This window comes from Paenibacillus sp. FSL W8-1187, from assembly GCF_037965485.1.
GTDB classification, from domain to species: domain Bacteria; phylum Bacillota; class Bacilli; order Paenibacillales; family Paenibacillaceae; genus Paenibacillus_O; species Paenibacillus_O pasadenensis.
In genome coordinates, this window is sequence record NZ_CP150181.1 from 2,715,008 (window position 1) to 2,730,981 (window position 15,974).

Consider the following 15,974-nt stretch of genomic DNA (forward strand, 5'->3'; position numbering starts at 1 on the left):
AGCAAAGAGCGGAGGGAAGACCATGAACCGATGGACGGGAAGAGCGGACAGCCTGGACGACTGGCTGCTGGAGCTTCGGGATGACCCCGAAATCATGGAGCATGTGACCCATTGGCAGACGATTCCGGCGCGCGAGGCGCGGACGCGTCCGTTCCCGGACGAGCTGCATCCGAAGCTCGCCGAGGCGCTGCGGTGCAAGGGCATCGAAGCGCTGTTCACCCATCAGCATGACGCTTACCGGCATGTGCGCGCGGGCAGGCATGTCGTCGCCGTGACGCCGACGGCCTCCGGCAAGACGATGTGCTACAACCTGCCGGTGCTGCAGTCGCTGCTCGAGGACGATGCGGGACGGGCGCTCTACTTGTTCCCGACAAAAGCGCTGGCGCAGGATCAGGTGGCGGAGCTGCAGCAGCTCGCCGACCGGATGGAGGTCGAGCTCAAGACGCATACGTATGACGGGGACACGCCGCCGCAGGTGCGCCAGGCGATCCGCAATGCCGGCCATATCGTCGTGACGAATCCCGACATGCTGCATTCGGCGATCCTGCCGCATCATACGAAGTGGGTCAAGCTGTTCGAGAACATCCGCTACATCGTCATCGACGAGCTGCACGCCTACCGCGGCGTGTTCGGCAGCCATGTCGCCAACGTCATCCGCCGGCTGCTCCGCATCTGCCGCTTCTACGGCTCGGAGCCGCAGTTCATCTGCGCCTCGGCGACGATCGACAATCCGCAGGAGCATGCCGAGCGGCTGCTCGGCTGTCCGGTCGCGCTCGTCGACGACAACGGCGCGCCGATGGGAGAGAAGCATTTCATCTTCTACAACCCGCCGGTCGTCAACCAGCAGCTCGGCATCCGTCGCAGCAGCGTGCTCGAGACGCGCAAGCTGGCGGCGCGCCTGCTCCAGCAGGGCGTGCAGACGATCGTGTTCGCGCGCAGCCGCGTGCGGGTCGAGCTGCTGCTGACGTATTTGCAGGACGCGGTGCGCGGCAAGCTGGACGACCGGACGATCCGCGGCTACCGCGGCGGCTATCTGCCCAAGCTGCGGCGCGAGATCGAAAAGGGGCTGCGCACGGGTGAGATCCGCGGCGTCGTCAGCACGAACGCGCTGGAGCTCGGCATCGACATCGGCCAGCTGCAGGCTTGCGTCATGAACGGCTATCCCGGCACGGTGGCGAGCACCTGGCAGCAGTCGGGGCGCGCCGGGCGCAGGCAGACGAGCTCGGTGACGTTCCTCGTCGCCAGCAGCAATCCGCTCGACCAGTACATGGTCCAGCATCCGGACTTCTTCTTCAGCGCTCCGCCGGAGCGCGCGCTCATCCATCCCGACAACCTGCTCATCCTCATCGACCATGTCAAATGCGCCGCCTACGAGCTCCCGTTCCGCGCGGGCGACACGTTCGGCGGCGAGCGGCTCGAGGACATGCTCGAGTTCCTCACGGAGGAAAAGGTGCTGCATCACGTCAAGGACCGCTGGTATTGGATGGAGCAGAGCTTTCCCGCGCACGGCATCTCGCTGCGCTCCGCCGCGCAGGAGAACGTCGTCATCATCGACCTCAGCGAGGGCAGCCGCGTGCTCGGCGAGGTCGACCGCTTCAGCGCGCCGACGCTCGTGCACGAGGAGGCGATCTACATCCACGAGGGCGTGCAGTACCAGGTGGAGAAGCTCGACTTTCCGGAAAAGAAAGCCTATGTGCGCCGCGTCGACGTCGACTACTATACGGATGCGAGCCTCGCGGTGGAGCTCAAGGTGCTCCATGCGGACAAGGAGCGGACGAGCGGCCGGCTGCGGCTGCAGTACGGAGAGGTGACGGTCAACGCCAAGCCGACGATCTTCAAGAAGATCCGGCTGCGGACGCACGAGAACATCGGCTCCGGTCCGATCCATCTGCCCGAGGAGGAGCTGCACACGAGCGCCTACTGGTTCAGCTTCAGCCCGGAGGCGGCCGAAGGGATGAACGCGAACGACATGCAGTTCGCGCTGCTCGGCCTGGCGAACGTGCTCGTGCATATCGCCCCGCTCTATCTGATGTGCGATCCGCTCGACATCCGCGTCGTGCCGCAGGTCAAGGCGGTGCATACGCAGCTGCCGACGATTTATTTCTACGACCGCTATCCGGGCGGCATCGGCCTCGCGGAGCGGCTGTACGCGGTGCATGACGAGCTGCTGGCCCGCGCCAGCGGATTGATCGCCTCATGCGGCTGCCTGAGCGGCTGTCCGGCCTGCGTCGGGCCGATCGAGGAGGTCGGGCTGCTTGGCAAGCGGCAGGCGCTGCAGCTCATCGGACAGGCGGTGCGCCCATGAGCTCGCTGCGGGATCGGATGAACCGGCTGCGCGGCGTCAAGCCGGCGGAGGAGCAGGAAGCATCGCCCGACCGGTCGGAGCAGGAAGCGGCGGCGGAGTGCCTGGCCGCTGCCCACCGCTGCGAAGAAGGCGATGCGGGCCCGGGCTGGGCGGAGCTCGGCGTGCGGCTGCATGTCAATGAATTCGGCGAATGCCTCGAGCGCCGGCTGCGGCTGCCGCTGACGCATCGCAGCGGCCATCACCGGCTGCAGGAGTGGACCGATGCCTGCGCCCGGCTGGCCGCTTTTCATCCGGAGGCGGGGGCGGCGCCGCTGCCGGGCGACGTGCTGTTCCTCGACCTCGAGACGACCGGGCTCGGCGGCGGGACCGGCAACGTGCCGTTCATGACGGGGCTCGGCTACTTCGAGGCGGACCGTTATGTCGTGCGGCAATTCCTGATCCGCCATCCGGCGGAGGAGCGGGCGATGCTCGCCGAGCTGGAGGCGCTGCTGCCGCGCTTCCGCTGGCTCGCCACGTACAACGGCCGCTCGTTCGACTGGCCGCTCGTGCAGACGCGCCTCATTTTGAACGGCCTCGGCCGCTCGCTGCCGGAGCTGCTGCATCTCGACTTCCTCCATCCGTCGCGCAGCATCTGGAAAAACACCCTCGCCTCCTGCCGGCTGAGCCATGTGGAGGAGGAGCGGCTCGGCATCTTCCGCGAGGACGACGTGCCGGGCTCGATGGCTCCGACGCTGTACTTCCGCTATTTGGCGGAAGAAGACCCCTCCGTGCTCGAAGGCGTGTTCCGCCACAACGAGCAGGACATGGTGACGCTGGCCTGCCTCGGCATCCGCTTCGGCCGGCTGCTCGCCGGCGAGGCCGGAGCGGCTTTTCCGATGCCGGACGCCGGCGAGGAGCTGCTGCGGACCGGCCTTTGGCTGGAGCGGATGGGCGAGGCCGAGGAGGCGGAGCGGCTGTACGGGCGGCTCGCCCGCCTCGGCGCCTCCCCGGACGTCCTGCACGGGCTCGCGATGAGGGACAAGAAGGCTGGCAATTGGGAACGCGCTGTGGTATTGTGGCAACGAGCCGCGGCCGGGGGCGCGGCGAGAGCCGTCCCCGACTGGCGCCCGCATGTCGAGCTGGCCATGTACTACGAGCACAAGGCCAAGGACAGCCTGGCTGCGCTGCTGCTGGCGGAGGAGGCGCTCGGCCTCGCCTCCGCGCATCCGCTCCAGAGGCGCGATTCCCGGCGCCGAGCGGAGCTCGAGGAGCTGCGCAAGCGCCGGGACCGCCTGCTCCGCAAGGCGGGGGCGGCATCAGACAGGGGGGCGGAAGCATGACGAACGAGACGGCGAAGCTGGAGCTTCCCGGACTGCGCCGGCCGGACCGGCCGATATCCGGCTTGTTGCTGGATCTGGACGGCACGATCTACCGCGGAGACGAGGCGATCGAAGGGGCGCCGGAGCTGATCGGATCGCTCCGCGCCGCGAGCATTCCTTATTTGTACGTGACGAACAATTCCTCGGCCAGCCCCGAGGACGTAGCCGAGCGGCTGCGCCGGATGGGCATTCCCGCCGAGGCGGACGAGGTGTGCACCTCCGCCCAGGCGGCGGCCGCGCATGCGGCGGAGCTGTATCCGGGCGGCCGCGTGTTCCTAATCGGCGAGAGCGGCTTGTCCGAGGCGCTGCTGGCGGCCGGACTGACGCTCGCGGACGAGGGCGCGGACGTGGTCGTGCAGGGCATCGACCGCGACTTTACATACGGCAAGGCGGCTGCCGCCGTGCGCGAGCTGCTCGGCGGGGCAGGCTATATCATGACCAATCCCGACCTGCTGCTGCCCTCCAAGGGCGGCCTGTTTCCCGGGGCGGGCTCGATCGGCGCGATGCTGCGCGCCGCGTCCGGCGTGGAGCCGGTGCTGATCGGCAAGCCGTCTCCGGTGCTGATGGACTACGCGCTGGAGCGGCTCGGACGGCCCGCGGACGAAGTGTGGGTCGTCGGCGACAATGTTGCGACCGACATCGCTTCGGGCGAAAGCTCGGGCTGCCGGACGATCCTCGTCCTGACGGGGCTTACGGATGCCGAGAGCTATGCGCGCTACGCCGAGGCGGCGGGCGTCCAGCCGTTCGCCTCCTGCGAGGGGCTCGCCGAGCTGTCCGCGTATATAACGTGCGGGAACGGGACATAAGAACGGGACGCGAAGTCCCTACACCATGAGGAAGGATGCGAAGCCAACCATGCCGGAATATCCCGAGATGGATCGATACCGCGTGCTGCTGTCGGACGCCTTGGCGGGGCAGAAGATCGTCTCCGCCGAGGTCGGCCGCGAAAAATCGCTGAATGTTCCCGCCGATGAGTTCATCCGCCGCGTGCAAGGACGCGCGGTCTGGTTCGTCGAGCGCCGGGGCAAGCATCTGCTGCTGCATCTGGACAGCGGCGAGCGCCTGCTCGCGCATCTGATGCTGGGCGGCTGGATGTTCTACGGCTCGGAGGAGGAAAAGCCGGACCGGACGGTGCAGGTGCGGCTCGGCTTCGAGCGCGGCAATCTGTACTTCATCGGGCTGCGGCTCGGCTATCTGCATCTGCTGAGCGCGCGCGAGGCGGAGGCGAGGCTCGCCGAGCTCGGTCCGGAGCCGCTCGATCCGAAGCTGACGGAGGAGCGGTTCGCGCAGCGGCTGCTCGCCAAAAAGCGAAGCGCGCTCAAGTCGGCGCTCGTCGACCAGAGCGTGCTGGCCGGCATCGGCAACTGCTACGCCGACGAGATCGCCTGGCAGGCGGAAGTGCGGCCGGGCGCGCGCATCGGCTCGCTGGAGCCGGCGACGCTGTCGAGGCTCTACGCGTCGACGCAGGCCGTGCTGACCGAGGCCAAGACGCTCGGCGGCTACATGGAGCATCCGTTCCGCGCCGGCGACGAGACGACGGGCGGCTACAACAGCCAGTGCAAGGTGTACGACCGGCCGGGCGAGCCTTGCCTGCGCTGCGGCACCAAGATCGTGCAGGAGGAGCAGTCGTCGCGCAAGGTGTTCTTCTGTCCGAGCTGCCAAAAGGAGCATTGACGATGAGCCGCTTCGGCAGGCTCGGCTGCCATGTGAGCACGCGCGGCGGCTACCGTGCGGCGGCGGAGCGGGCCGCGGCGATCGGCTGCGGCTCGTTCCAGTATTTCCCCAAAAATCCGCGCTCGCTCGGCGCCAAGGCGTTCGACCGCGGCGATGCGGGCCGCTGCCGCGAGTTTTGCGTCGAGCGGGGCATCGATTCGATCGCCCATTCGCCGTATCCGTGCAATTTGGCTTCGGCGGATGCCAGCACCCGCGAGCGGACGGCGCTCTCGCTGCTGAACGATCTCGACATCGCCGAAAGCTGCGGATCCTCGGGCGTCGTCGTGCATTTCGGCGTCTACAAGGACGGCGACCCGCTGGAAGGGTACAAGCTGATGATCCGCACGCTCGACTTCATCACCGAGCGCTGGGACGGCCGCTGCCGGCTGCTGATCGAGAACCAGGCGGGCAACCACGGCTTCATGGGCATGACGATGGAGGAGCTGGCGCAGGTGCTGGCGCTATGCCGCGAGCCGGACAAGCTCGGCATCTGCATCGACAGCTGCCATCTGTTCGCGAGCGGCGTCTGGGACGGCGGCGAGCAGCCGACATGGTCGGTCTCCGCGGCCGGAGCCGCGGCGCGGGGGCAGGTGCGGGCGCTTCATCTCAACGGCTCGGTTTACCCGTCCGGCTCGCGCAAGGACCGGCACGCCCGGATCGGCGAGGGCGAGCTCGGACTGGCCGGGCTCGGCTGGCTGCTGCGCCATTTTCCCGGCGTGCCTGCCGTGCTGGAGACGAGCCAGGACGACGGCGGCGGCTACGAGGGCCAGCTGGAGAGGCTGCTCGGCGCGGAAGCGGAGGGCCGGCGATGAACCGCTGCGGCAAGACGATCGACCGTGAGGAGGGATGCCCATGACGGCTGTCATAGAGCTGGACCGGCTGCATCTGCAGCGGGACCAGCGGACGATTTTGAACGAGGTCAGCCTGCGGATCGGCCGCGGCGAGCAGTGGGTGCTGCTCGGCCGCAACGGCTCGGGCAAGACGACGCTGCTCGAGATGATGACCGGCTATCTGTTCCCGACGAGCGGCACGCTCGACGTGCTCGGCTTCCGCTATGGGGAATGCGACGTGCGCGAGGTCCGCAAGCGGATTGGTTATATCAGCCAGTCGCTGCTCGAGAAGCTGGCGCTCGCCGATCCCGTCTGGGAAGTCGTGGCGACGGGCGAATACGCTTTCCTGCGCTTTTATCAGGAGATCGACCCCGCTGTCAAAAGCAAGGCGCTCGCCCAGCTCGAGCGGGCGGGGCTCGCCCATGCCGCCGAGCAGCCGCTCGGCACGCTGTCCCAGGGCGAGCGCAAGAAGGTGCTGCTCGCCCGCGCCCTCATGAGCTCGCCGGAGCTGCTCATTCTCGACGAGCCGTGCTCCGGTCTCGATCTGCATGAGCGGGAGAAGCTGCTGGCGTCGATCGCCCGGCTGACGGACGAGCGGATGACCGTGCTGTATGTGACTCACCATATGGAAGAGATCCTGCCGCTGTTTACCCATGTGGCGCTGCTGCACGAGGGCAGCCTGCTTCATGCAGGCCCCAAGGAGCAGGTGCTGCGGAGCGACGTGCTCTCGCAGGCGTACGAGGCGCCGATCGAGGTGGATTGGGATTACGGCAGGCCATGGATAAAAGTAAGAGCGGATGGTGTAGAGAATTGACCGTTTGGATAGGTACCGCCAACAAGCAATACGCCTCCTATGCGATGGAGGAGCTCCGCCGGCAGTTCGAGGGCATGTCGCTCTCGCAGCTGTCGCCGGGCGAGACGTTTCTGATGCAGCTGCCGCAAGGGCGCGATGAGGTGCTGGAGTCGATCCAGGCCCGCAAGCCGATCTTCCTGCGCCATCTGCAGCCGGTCGACGCGTCGCGCGCGATGTCGCTCGACGCCGACGACCTCGACTGGCTGAGCGACTGGCTGCGGCTCGCGCGCGGCCAGCTCGCCGGCCAGCGGGTCGGCGTCCATATCCGCAAGGCGGAGGGCAGCCCGTTCCCTTATTCCGCCGCCGACGCGCGAGCCGTGCTCGACGCCGTGCTGGCCGAAGCGGGAGCGGAGCCGGCGCACAAGCAGCCGGATGCGCTCGTCGCCGTCTACGCGGCGCGCGATACGCTGTATGCGGGCATCGGCACGCCGCAGGAGATGCTGAGCGACTGGCCGGGCGGAGCCGTCCGCTTCCAGCGCGAGGACGGCCAGATTTCGCGGGCCAAGTTCAAGCTGCTCGAGGCCGAGCGCGAATTCGGGCTCGACTACTCGCGATACTCGCGGGCGCTCGACATCGGCGCGGCGCCGGGCGGCTGGACGTCGCTGCTGCTCGAGCGCGGGCTCAAGGTGACGGCGGTCGACCCCGCCGAGCTCCATCCCTCGCTGCAGGCGTACCGGACGCTGACCGTGCTGCGCAAAAACGCCTCCGAGGTCAAGTTCGCCCCGGGCAGCTTCGATCTGCTCGTCTGCGACATGAGCTGGAGCCCGATGCAGATGTGCCGACTCGTGCTCGATCTCGCGCCGGCGCTGCAAAGCGGAGGCACGGCGATCGTCACGATCAAGCTTATGCACCGCAAGCCGCTGCAGACGATCCGCGAGGTGATGCAGCGCTTCGGCGAGGCGTTCGAGATCGTCGGCGCGCGCCAGCTTTTCCACAACCGGGAGGAAATGACCCTCTGCATGACGAAACGATAAATAATAAGAACGGCATCATTCAAACGGGAAAGCATCCCGCATGCCGGCAGACTCTCTATGGGGAGAAGTCTGCCTGCGGCGGGATGCTTTTTTTCATTCGGGAAAGGGGAAACGGCATGCTGCGGAAGAAAGACGGAAGACGGACGGGGCTGGCGGCGGAGACGGAGGCGCTCGGCCAGCGGGAGGAAGACGGCTGGCTGCAGCCCGGCGACGTGCAGGGAGGCCGCTACCGCATCCTCAGCCTGCTCGGCAAAGGAGGCATGGGGGAAGTGTATGCGGCCGAGGATCTGCGCCTCGGGGGCGCGCTGCGGGCGCTCAAGCTGAAGCCGGCCGGAAGCTGGAGCGAGCGTCCGAGCGCCGACGAGGCGAGGCTGCAGATGAAGCTGGAGCATCCGCATCTGCCGCGGCTGTACGATTATTTCCCTGCGGAGGGAGGACAGCCGGAAATGCTCGTCATGGATTATATCGAAGGCTGCACGCTGGAGGAGGAGGCGCGGGCCAGGCCGGACGGCTATACGGCGCTAGAGGCGGCCGCCGCGGCGCTGCAGCTGTGCTCCGCGCTCGCCTACCTGCACGAGCAGCGTCCGCCGATCATCCATCGCGACCTCAAGCCGGCCAACGTGATGGCCGCGCGCTCCGGGAAGCTCATGCTAATCGACTTCGGCATCTCCCGCCGCTTCTCGCCCGAAGCGGCGTCCGACACGACGCAGCTCGGCACGCCCGGCTATGCGGCGCCGGAGCAGCTCGCCGGCGAGCAGAGCGATGCCCGCACCGACATGTACGGGCTCGGCTGCCTGCTCGTGCGCCTCATGCGCGGTGCGCTCCCTGGACGGCGCGGACACGAGGGGCGGGCGAGGGAGCTGCCGTACTGGCTGACGCGGCTGCTGGAGGAGGAGCGCGGCCGCCGCTACGCCAGCATGCGCGAGGCGGAGGCGGCGATCCGCAGCTGGCTGGAGGCGGAGGGAGAGGCGCCGGCGGCCGGCGGCCTGCCGTCGTTCGCCGCGCCGACAGCCGCCTTCCCGGCGGGGCTGCCGCGCGTCGCGGCGCCGGGCAGGCTCTCCGTGCTGTCGCTGTCTCCGGGCAGCGGAGCGACGTTCGTCTGCCTCATGCTGGCGCGGCTCGCCGCCGAGCGCGGCTGGCCGGTGCAGGCGGCCGAGCTCGACGGCGTCCGTCCTCATTGGCGGACGCTGCTCGGAGCGCCGGAGCCGCTGCCCGCCGCGCTCGATCCGCGTTTCGGCCGCTGGCTGCAGGACGGCGTCGAATGGCTGCCGCGGCTGGCTGCCGCACCAGGGCTGGAGCGGGACGAGGCGGCGGCGAGGCTCGACCTCATGCTGAGAAGCCGCGCCGGGGCGCTGCAGCTGCTCGACTGGTCTTCCGGGTGGACCGGGGACGAAGCGCTGCGAACCGTCGCCGCCTCGGCGGCCGTCATCGTCGTCGCCGATCCCGATCCGTCCCGCTGGAGCCGCGAGCGCCTGCAGCGGCTGGAGGAGCTGGCCGCCCGGCTCGGACCGGACCGCATGCGCTGGGTCGCCAACAAGGACGTCCGCTTCGCGGGAAGGCGCGAGTGGCTCGACCTGCTGCCGGCTCGGCCGGACGCCCAGCTGCCGTTCCTGGAGCCGGAATCGTGGTACGAGCTGCTCTGGCAGGGCTTCCCGCTGCCGCGGCGCGGAGCGGCGGCAGCGGCGGTGCGCGGAGCTTTGTCGCCGCTTCTGGAGCGTCTCGCCGCGAAGCTGCACTTTTAGCTCGGGAGGGGGAGCCAAGAAGGGGCGGTTTATGGTACAATCACCTATTAGGGGCCGCTGATCCGGTTTCCTTCGCATTTCAAAGGAATGGAGAAATCAACCACTCATGAGCTTACTCACCGTAGAAAATTTATCGCATACATTCGGAGACCGCATCCTGTTCAAGGAGGTCTCCTTCCGCCTGCTCGCAGGCGAGCGGGTCGGCCTGGTCGGCGCCAACGGCGCGGGCAAGTCGACGCTGATGAACATCCTGACCGGCAAGCAGCTCAAAGACGAGGGCCGCGTGGAGTGGACGCCGAAAATCCGCTACGGCTACCTCGATCAGCATACGAAGCTCGAAGCCGGCAAGACGATCCGCGACGTGCTGCGCGACGCCTTCGCGCCGCTGCTCGTGCTGGAGCAGGAGCTGTCCGAGGTGACGGCCGCCATGGGCGAGCCGGACGCCGACCTGGACGCGCTGCTGGAGCGCATGGGCGAGATCCAGGAGGAGCTGGAGATCGGCGACTACTACATGCTCGACGTCAAGGTCGAGGAAATGGCCAACGGCCTCGGACTGAACGCGATCGGCCTCGACCGCGACGTCACGGCGCTGAGCGGCGGCCAGCGCACCAAGGTGCTGCTCGCCAAGCTGCTGCTCGAGAAGCCGACGGTCCTACTGCTCGACGAGCCGACGAACTATTTGGACGAGGAGCATATCACCTGGCTGGCGGGCTATCTGCGCAACTATCCCAACGCCTTCCTCCTGATTTCTCACGATACGGGCTTCATGAACTCGGTCGTCAGCGTCATCTATCATCTGGAGTTCGCGCGGCTGACCCGCTATACGGGCAACTACGAGAAGTTCCTCGAGATGGCCGAGCTGAATAAAGCCCAGCATCTGGGCGCATACGAAAAGCAGCAGGACTTCATCAAGAAGCAGGAGGACTTCATCCAGCGCAACAAAGCCCGCGCGTCCACCTCGGGCCGGGCCAAGAGCCGGGAGAAGCAGCTCGACCGGATCGAGCGCATCGACAAGCCGGAGGAGGCCGCCAAGCCGACGTTCAAGTTCAACGAAGGGCGCACGAGCGGCAAGACGATCTTCGAGGCCAAGGGGCTGCGCATCGGCTACACGAAGCAGCTGCTGCCGGAGATGGACATGCTGATCGAGCGCGGCGACAAGATCGCTATCGTCGGCTGCAACGGCGTCGGCAAGTCGACGCTGCTCAAGACGATTCTCGGCCGCATCGAGCCGCTCGGCGGCGAGGTGTATCGGGGCGACTACCTGCTGCCGGCCTACTTCGAGCAGGAGGCCAAAGCTCCGACGATGACGCCGCTCGACGACGTCTGGAACGAGTTCTCGGGCATGAACCAGCATGAGGTGCGCGCGGCGCTCGCCCGCTGCGGCCTCAAGAACGAGCATATTACCCGCGCCCTCAACCAGCTGAGCGGCGGCGAGCAGGCCAAGGTCCGGCTGTGCAAGCTGATGCTGCGCGAGAGCAACTGGATTCTGTTCGACGAGCCGACGAACCATCTTGACGTCGTCGCCAAGGCCGAGCTGAAGCGCGCCCTCGAAGGGTATCGCGGCACGGTCGTGCTCGTCTCGCATGAACCGGATTTCTACGAGAGCTGGGTGACCAAGACGTGGGACGTCGAATCGTGGTCGCTCAAGCAGGCTCAAAGCTAGCTATCCAACCGGAAAGCAGGTGACATCCAAGAATGAATGAACGCGTCCTGGTAATCGAAGACGAAGAGAGCATCGCCCGCATCCTCCAGCTCGAGCTGGAGCATGAAGGCTATGAGGTCGGACATGCCGCGGACGGCCGCAGCGGCTTCATGCAGGCGACCTCCGGCGAGTGGGACCTCGTCCTGCTCGACGTCATGCTGCCAGAGCTCAACGGCATCGAGGTGCTGCGCAGGCTGCGGCAGGCCGGCAATCCCATTCCCGTCATTCTCATCACGGCCCGCGATACGGTTCCCGACAAGGTAAGCGGCTTTGAGCACGGAGCGAACGACTACGTGACCAAGCCCTTCGCCATGGAGGAGCTGCTCGCGCGCGTGCGCAACCTGCTCCGCATTTTCCAGCAGAATCCCAAGGAATCCGAAGGCTCCGACCTGCTCAAGATCGGCGATCTGACGGTCGAGCTCCGCACCCGCAAGGTGTTCCGCAAGGAGCTCGCGATCGACCTGACGCCGCGGGAGTTCGAGCTGCTCGTCTATCTCGCCCAGCATAAAAACGAGGAGAAATCCCGCGAGGAGATCCTCTCCGAGGTGTGGGGCTACGACTTCATGGGCGAGACGAATCTCGTCGACGTCTACATCCGCTACTTGCGCCAGAAGCTCGACAAGGGCTTCCGCCACAAGCTGATCCATACGGTGCGCGGCGTCGGCTATATGATGAAGGAGCCGGAGGCATGACCCTCCGCAAGCGATTCACGCTTTTCACCATCTTTTGGCTCATCTTCATCCTGATCCTGTTCAACATCTTCGTCTATCTGTTCATGACCAAGATCACGACCCGCAGCGAGCAGCAGGTCATGACGAACAAGGTCAACCTGATCCTCGAGAACAACAAGATCATGGACAAGGACCATCTGTCCGACGAAGGCCTGCTGCGGGAATTCTACAACGTCAACGAGCTGATCCGCATCATCACGCCCGACGGCAAGACGGTCAACCTGCAGGGCTCCGACACCGACCTGCTCGCGCTGCCGGTCAAGTTCGAGCCGTACCATGTGCAGGGGGAGATGTTCGTCGGCAGCACGCGCGTCCTGTACATGAAGGTGCCGCTGTACGAGGATTCGGAGATCATCGGCATGCTCGAGATCGAGCGCAAGCTGAACCTGCAGGACAGCTACATGAAGGTGCTCGTCGCCGCGCTGTCGGTGACGAGCATCGGGGCGATCCTGTTCGCGATCTTCGGCACATTCTGGTTCACCTCGCGCCTGACGGCGCCGATCCAGCACATGGTGCAGACGATGCGCGAGATCGACCGCAGCGGCAAGCTGCGCAAGATCGAGATCGGCGACAAGGAGGAGTCGGCGGAACTGCTGCAGCTCATCCGCGCCTTCAACCAGATGATCGAGCGGCTCGACCGCACGTTCGCCCGTCAAAAGCAATTCGTCGCCGACGCCTCGCATGAGCTCAAGACGCCGCTGACCGTCATCAGCAGCTACGCCGGCATGCTCAAGCGCTGGGGCCGCGACGACGTGAAGATCCGCGACGAGGCGATCGAGGCGATCGCCAAGGAGTCGGAGCGGCTGCAGAACCTGACGAAGTCGATGCTCATGCTCGCCGAGGCGGAGCAGGAGGACTGGCTCAGCCTGCAGACGTTCGACGTCGTGCAGATGGTGGACGAGCTGGCTTCGATGCTGCAGCTGACGTTCCAGCGCCAGATCCGCGTCCATACGTCCGCCGGAGGGCTGCGGATGTCCGGGGACAAGGACAAGATCCGCCAGCTGCTCGTCATCCTGCTCGACAACGCGATCAAGTACAGCAAGGAGCCGATCGACGTCACGGTCAGCTCGGTCAAGCAGTCGGTGCGCATTCATGTGACCGACAAGGGCATCGGCATCGAGGAGAACGAGATTCCGCATCTGTTCGAGCGCTTCTACCGCGTCGACGGCGCGCGCCGCCGCACGACCGGCGGCGTCGGACTCGGCCTGTCGATCGCCAAGCGCATCGTCGACCTGCATGAAGGCCAGATCGACGTGTTCAGCAAGCCCGGCAAGGGCACGACGATTACGCTGCAATTTCCGCAGACGCTCAAAAACACGTCCGGCCGCTGAGCGGCCAGACGTGTTTTTTTGCGCCGGCGCCTGAACGCCTGGTGCCCAGAAACGCCTGATGCCCAAAACGCCCAAACGCCTGGCGCCTGAGCGCCTGATGTCCAAGACGTCTCGGCGCACGCAAAAAGCCTCCGGGCGCCAGCTTGCAAAAGCTGGGCGCCCGGAGGCTTCGATGCGAAGTCTTCGATGCGAATTACAGCACGCGTTTGGCGGTCACATAATGCTTGTTCCAGTACGAGGTGCCGAGACTGGAGACGGTGACGCCCGTCTTGCCGTATGTATGCAGGATCTTGTTCGAGCCGGCGTAGATGGCCACATGGCCGATGCCTTTGCCGTTGCTGTTCGTGAAGAATACGAGATCGCCTTTGCTCAGGTAGCCGCGGGCGACCTTATCGCCCTTTTGTGCTTGCTGCGACGACGTGCGGGGGAGCGTGATCCCGTTTTTCTCGAAGACGTATTGAGTGAACGAGGAGCAGTCGAACGCGTAGGTGACGCCGCTCGGGGCTCCGAGCCGGTAAGGAACGCCAAGGTACTGCTTGCCGTAATCGAGAAGCTTCTCCGACTCAGGCGTAGCGGCCGAAGCCGTTTGAAGCGATCCGATATGGATGCCAGCCACGCCGATAGCAGCACAGAGGCTGAGGCGGGCGATCGTTTTTTTCCAGTTGCTCTTGCGCATATCTTGTGGTGTCCCTCCATCATGGTGTACGGTGTACTAGGGTGTTTTTCGACTGAGGCTACTATACCATACGGGGAGCAGCCTAATTTCTGCCAGTAAGAGCAGGATTCCTGTTCTGGCGCGATTCCCCCGTCAATATGAGAACTTCGTGAGAATCTTCTCATGAAGGCGTTTCAAGGAGGCGATTTGCGGTGAAAGTGAGAGTTTCGGCGGTTCAATACCGCTTGGAGGATATCGGCAGCTTCGAGGAATTCGCCGCCCAGGCGACGCATTACGTGCGCAATGCTTCGGAATATGGCGTGCAGATGCTGCTGTTTCCGGAGTTTCTGACGACCCAGCTGCTGTCGATCGGAGACGAGCAGGGAAGGCCGCTCGGCATCGGCCGCCTGCCGGAGTTCACCGAGCGCTACGAGCAGCTGTTCCAGGGACTGGCGGCCGAGTACGGCATGCACATCGTCGGCGGCACGCATGTCGTCCGCTCGGACGACGGCAAGCTGCGCAACACCGCTTATCTGTTCTACCCGGACGGCGGCATCCGCACGCAGGCCAAGCTCCATCTGACGCCGACCGAGGTCGAGGAATGGAACATGGCTCCGGGCGACGGGCTGGAGGTGTTCGAGACGCCTTTCGGCACGATCGCGATGCTGACCTGCTACGACATCGAGTTTCCGGAAATCGTGCGCATGGCGCGGGCCAAGGGCGCCGACGTCATCTACTGCCCGTCCTGCACCGACGACCGCCACGGCTTCTACCGCGTCCGCTACTGCGCGCATGCGCGGGCGGTGGAGAACCAGGTGTACATCGTCACGACCGGCACGACCGGCTCGCTGCGCCGCGTCGACTTCATGCGCGCCAACTACGGACAGGCCGCCGTCCTTACGCCCAACGACATTCCGTTCCCGCCGCGGGGCATCCTGTGCGAGGGCGACGACAATCAGGACATGCTGATCGTCGCCGATCTCGACCTGCAGCTGCTGGAGGACGTGCGCCGGGCCGGCTCGGTGACGACGTGGCGCGACCGTCGCACCGATCTTTATCCGGACTGGTTCTGACCTGAAAGGAGCGGCTGACGCGACATGAACAAGACGCTTTACGTCCTTCACGAGGGCAAGCCGGTCGAGACGGCCATCCGCCGCTATCGGCTCGAGGATGCCGAAGGGCTGATCGAGGCGCAGCGGCTGAGCTTTCCGCCGCCTTATCCGCAGGAGCTGCTCTGGACGCGCCCGCAGCTCGCCGAGCATGTCCGCCGTTTCCCGGAAGGGGCGCTGTGCGCCGAGGTCGGCGGCGTCATCGTCGGCTCGATGACCGGGATGAGGCTTCATGCCGCGAGCGGCGAGCATCGCAGCTGGGCGGAGGCGACCGGGGACGGCAGCCTCTCGACCCATGAGCCGGATGGCGAGACGCTGTATGTCGTCGACATCTGCGTCGTGCCGGAGTACCGCAAGAGCGGCATCGGCCGATGGCTCATGCAGACGATGTGCGAGACGGTCGTCCATCTCGGCCTGGAGCGGCTGCTCGGCGGCGGCCGCCTGCCGGGCTATCACCGCCATGCGGCGGAGATGAGCGCCGAAGCCTATGTCGACGCCGTCCTGCGCGGAGAGCTGCAGGATCCGGTGATGAGCTTCCTGCTGCGCTGCGGGCGGACGCCGGCCGGCGTCGCCGCGAATTATTTGGACGACGAGGAATCATGCGGCTATGCCGCGATGATGGAATGGCGCAATCCGTTCTATTCCCGCAGATGAAGACGAACTTGACGAAC

The 15,974-nt window shown here is 66.0% G+C and carries 14 protein-coding genes; 13 read left to right on the forward strand and 1 reads right to left on the reverse strand.

Annotated features, from left to right (window positions below; translation table 11 throughout):
* The first annotated feature begins 22 nt into the window (after window positions 1-22).
* From NYE40_RS11740 to NYE40_RS11790, 11 genes are all read left to right on the forward strand, one after another.
* Window positions 23-2,305, forward strand: a complete 2,283-nt coding sequence (locus NYE40_RS11740; RefSeq protein WP_028597650.1) for a DEAD/DEAH box helicase — start codon at window positions 23-25, stop codon at window positions 2,303-2,305.
* Window positions 2,302-3,624 (forward strand): ribonuclease H-like domain-containing protein, encoded by a 1,323-nt coding sequence (locus tag NYE40_RS11745; protein WP_101809112.1) that lies wholly within the window; start codon window positions 2,302-2,304, stop codon window positions 3,622-3,624. The genes NYE40_RS11740 and NYE40_RS11745 overlap by 4 nt, the downstream gene beginning before the upstream one ends.
* Window positions 3,621-4,469, forward strand: coding sequence for an HAD-IIA family hydrolase (locus tag NYE40_RS11750; protein ID WP_339279961.1), 849 nt, complete (start codon window positions 3,621-3,623; stop codon window positions 4,467-4,469). The genes NYE40_RS11745 and NYE40_RS11750 overlap by 4 nt, the downstream gene beginning before the upstream one ends.
* A gap of 49 nt (window positions 4,470-4,518) precedes the next feature.
* On the forward strand, window positions 4,519-5,337 hold the full coding sequence (locus tag NYE40_RS11755; protein ID WP_101809114.1) for a DNA-formamidopyrimidine glycosylase family protein: 819 nt from the start codon (window positions 4,519-4,521) through the stop codon (window positions 5,335-5,337).
* Window positions 5,338-5,339: 2 nt separating this feature from the next.
* Window positions 5,340-6,188, forward strand: coding sequence for a deoxyribonuclease IV (locus NYE40_RS11760; protein WP_339279962.1), 849 nt, complete (start codon window positions 5,340-5,342; stop codon window positions 6,186-6,188).
* Between the two features lie 40 nt (window positions 6,189-6,228).
* Window positions 6,229-7,020 (forward strand): ATP-binding cassette domain-containing protein, encoded by a 792-nt coding sequence (locus tag NYE40_RS11765; RefSeq protein WP_101809470.1) that lies wholly within the window; start codon window positions 6,229-6,231, stop codon window positions 7,018-7,020.
* A complete protein-coding gene (locus NYE40_RS11770) occupies window positions 7,017-8,033 on the forward strand; it encodes an SAM-dependent methyltransferase (protein ID WP_028597656.1) in 1,017 nt (338 codons plus the stop codon). The genes NYE40_RS11765 and NYE40_RS11770 overlap by 4 nt, the downstream gene beginning before the upstream one ends.
* 116 nt (window positions 8,034-8,149) lie before the next feature.
* Window positions 8,150-9,775 (forward strand): serine/threonine-protein kinase, encoded by a 1,626-nt coding sequence (locus NYE40_RS11775; RefSeq protein ID WP_052332984.1) that lies wholly within the window; start codon window positions 8,150-8,152, stop codon window positions 9,773-9,775.
* A 106-nt stretch (window positions 9,776-9,881) separates the two neighbouring features.
* Complete coding sequence (locus tag NYE40_RS11780) at window positions 9,882-11,438, forward strand: ABC-F family ATP-binding cassette domain-containing protein (protein ID WP_028597657.1); 1,557 nt, start codon at window positions 9,882-9,884, stop codon at window positions 11,436-11,438.
* 32 nt (window positions 11,439-11,470) lie between these two features.
* Complete coding sequence (locus NYE40_RS11785; protein ID WP_028597658.1) at window positions 11,471-12,169, forward strand: response regulator transcription factor; 699 nt, start codon at window positions 11,471-11,473, stop codon at window positions 12,167-12,169.
* The gene (locus NYE40_RS11790) at window positions 12,166-13,539 is read left to right on the forward strand and encodes a HAMP domain-containing histidine kinase (protein WP_028597659.1); all 1,374 of its coding nucleotides are present in this window, start codon (window positions 12,166-12,168) and stop codon (window positions 13,537-13,539) included. The genes NYE40_RS11785 and NYE40_RS11790 overlap by 4 nt, the downstream gene beginning before the upstream one ends.
* A gap of 193 nt (window positions 13,540-13,732) precedes the next feature.
* On the opposite strand, the gene NYE40_RS11795 is transcribed toward NYE40_RS11790, so the two are convergent.
* Complete coding sequence (locus NYE40_RS11795) at window positions 13,733-14,215, reverse strand: C40 family peptidase (RefSeq protein ID WP_028597660.1); 483 nt, start codon at window positions 14,213-14,215, stop codon at window positions 13,733-13,735.
* 191 nt (window positions 14,216-14,406) lie between these two features.
* Between NYE40_RS11795 and NYE40_RS11800 the strand changes: the two genes are divergently transcribed.
* Complete coding sequence (locus tag NYE40_RS11800; RefSeq protein ID WP_028597661.1) at window positions 14,407-15,267, forward strand: carbon-nitrogen hydrolase family protein; 861 nt, start codon at window positions 14,407-14,409, stop codon at window positions 15,265-15,267.
* Window positions 15,268-15,291: 24 nt separating this feature from the next.
* Window positions 15,292-15,957, forward strand: coding sequence for a GNAT family N-acetyltransferase (locus NYE40_RS11805; RefSeq protein WP_028597662.1), 666 nt, complete (start codon window positions 15,292-15,294; stop codon window positions 15,955-15,957).
* The last annotated feature ends 17 nt before the right edge of the window (window positions 15,958-15,974 follow it).

Coding starts and splice junctions, on each gene's coding strand:
- NYE40_RS11740 (WP_028597650.1), top strand. CDS start 23: ATGAACCGATGGACGGGAAGAGCGGACAGCCTGGACGACTGGCTGCTG.
- NYE40_RS11745 (WP_101809112.1), top strand. CDS start 2,302: ATGAGCTCGCTGCGGGATCGGATGAACCGGCTGCGCGGCGTCAAGCCG.
- NYE40_RS11750 (WP_339279961.1), top strand. CDS start 3,621: ATGACGAACGAGACGGCGAAGCTGGAGCTTCCCGGACTGCGCCGGCCG.
- NYE40_RS11755 (WP_101809114.1), top strand. CDS start 4,519: ATGCCGGAATATCCCGAGATGGATCGATACCGCGTGCTGCTGTCGGAC.
- NYE40_RS11760 (WP_339279962.1), top strand. CDS start 5,340: ATGAGCCGCTTCGGCAGGCTCGGCTGCCATGTGAGCACGCGCGGCGGC.
- NYE40_RS11765 (WP_101809470.1), top strand. CDS start 6,229: ATGACGGCTGTCATAGAGCTGGACCGGCTGCATCTGCAGCGGGACCAG.
- NYE40_RS11775 (WP_052332984.1), top strand. CDS start 8,150: ATGCTGCGGAAGAAAGACGGAAGACGGACGGGGCTGGCGGCGGAGACG.
- NYE40_RS11780 (WP_028597657.1), top strand. CDS start 9,882: ATGAGCTTACTCACCGTAGAAAATTTATCGCATACATTCGGAGACCGC.
- NYE40_RS11785 (WP_028597658.1), top strand. CDS start 11,471: ATGAATGAACGCGTCCTGGTAATCGAAGACGAAGAGAGCATCGCCCGC.
- NYE40_RS11790 (WP_028597659.1), top strand. CDS start 12,166: ATGACCCTCCGCAAGCGATTCACGCTTTTCACCATCTTTTGGCTCATC.
- NYE40_RS11795 (WP_028597660.1), bottom strand. CDS start 14,215: ATGCGCAAGAGCAACTGGAAAAAAACGATCGCCCGCCTCAGCCTCTGT.
- NYE40_RS11805 (WP_028597662.1), top strand. CDS start 15,292: ATGAACAAGACGCTTTACGTCCTTCACGAGGGCAAGCCGGTCGAGACG.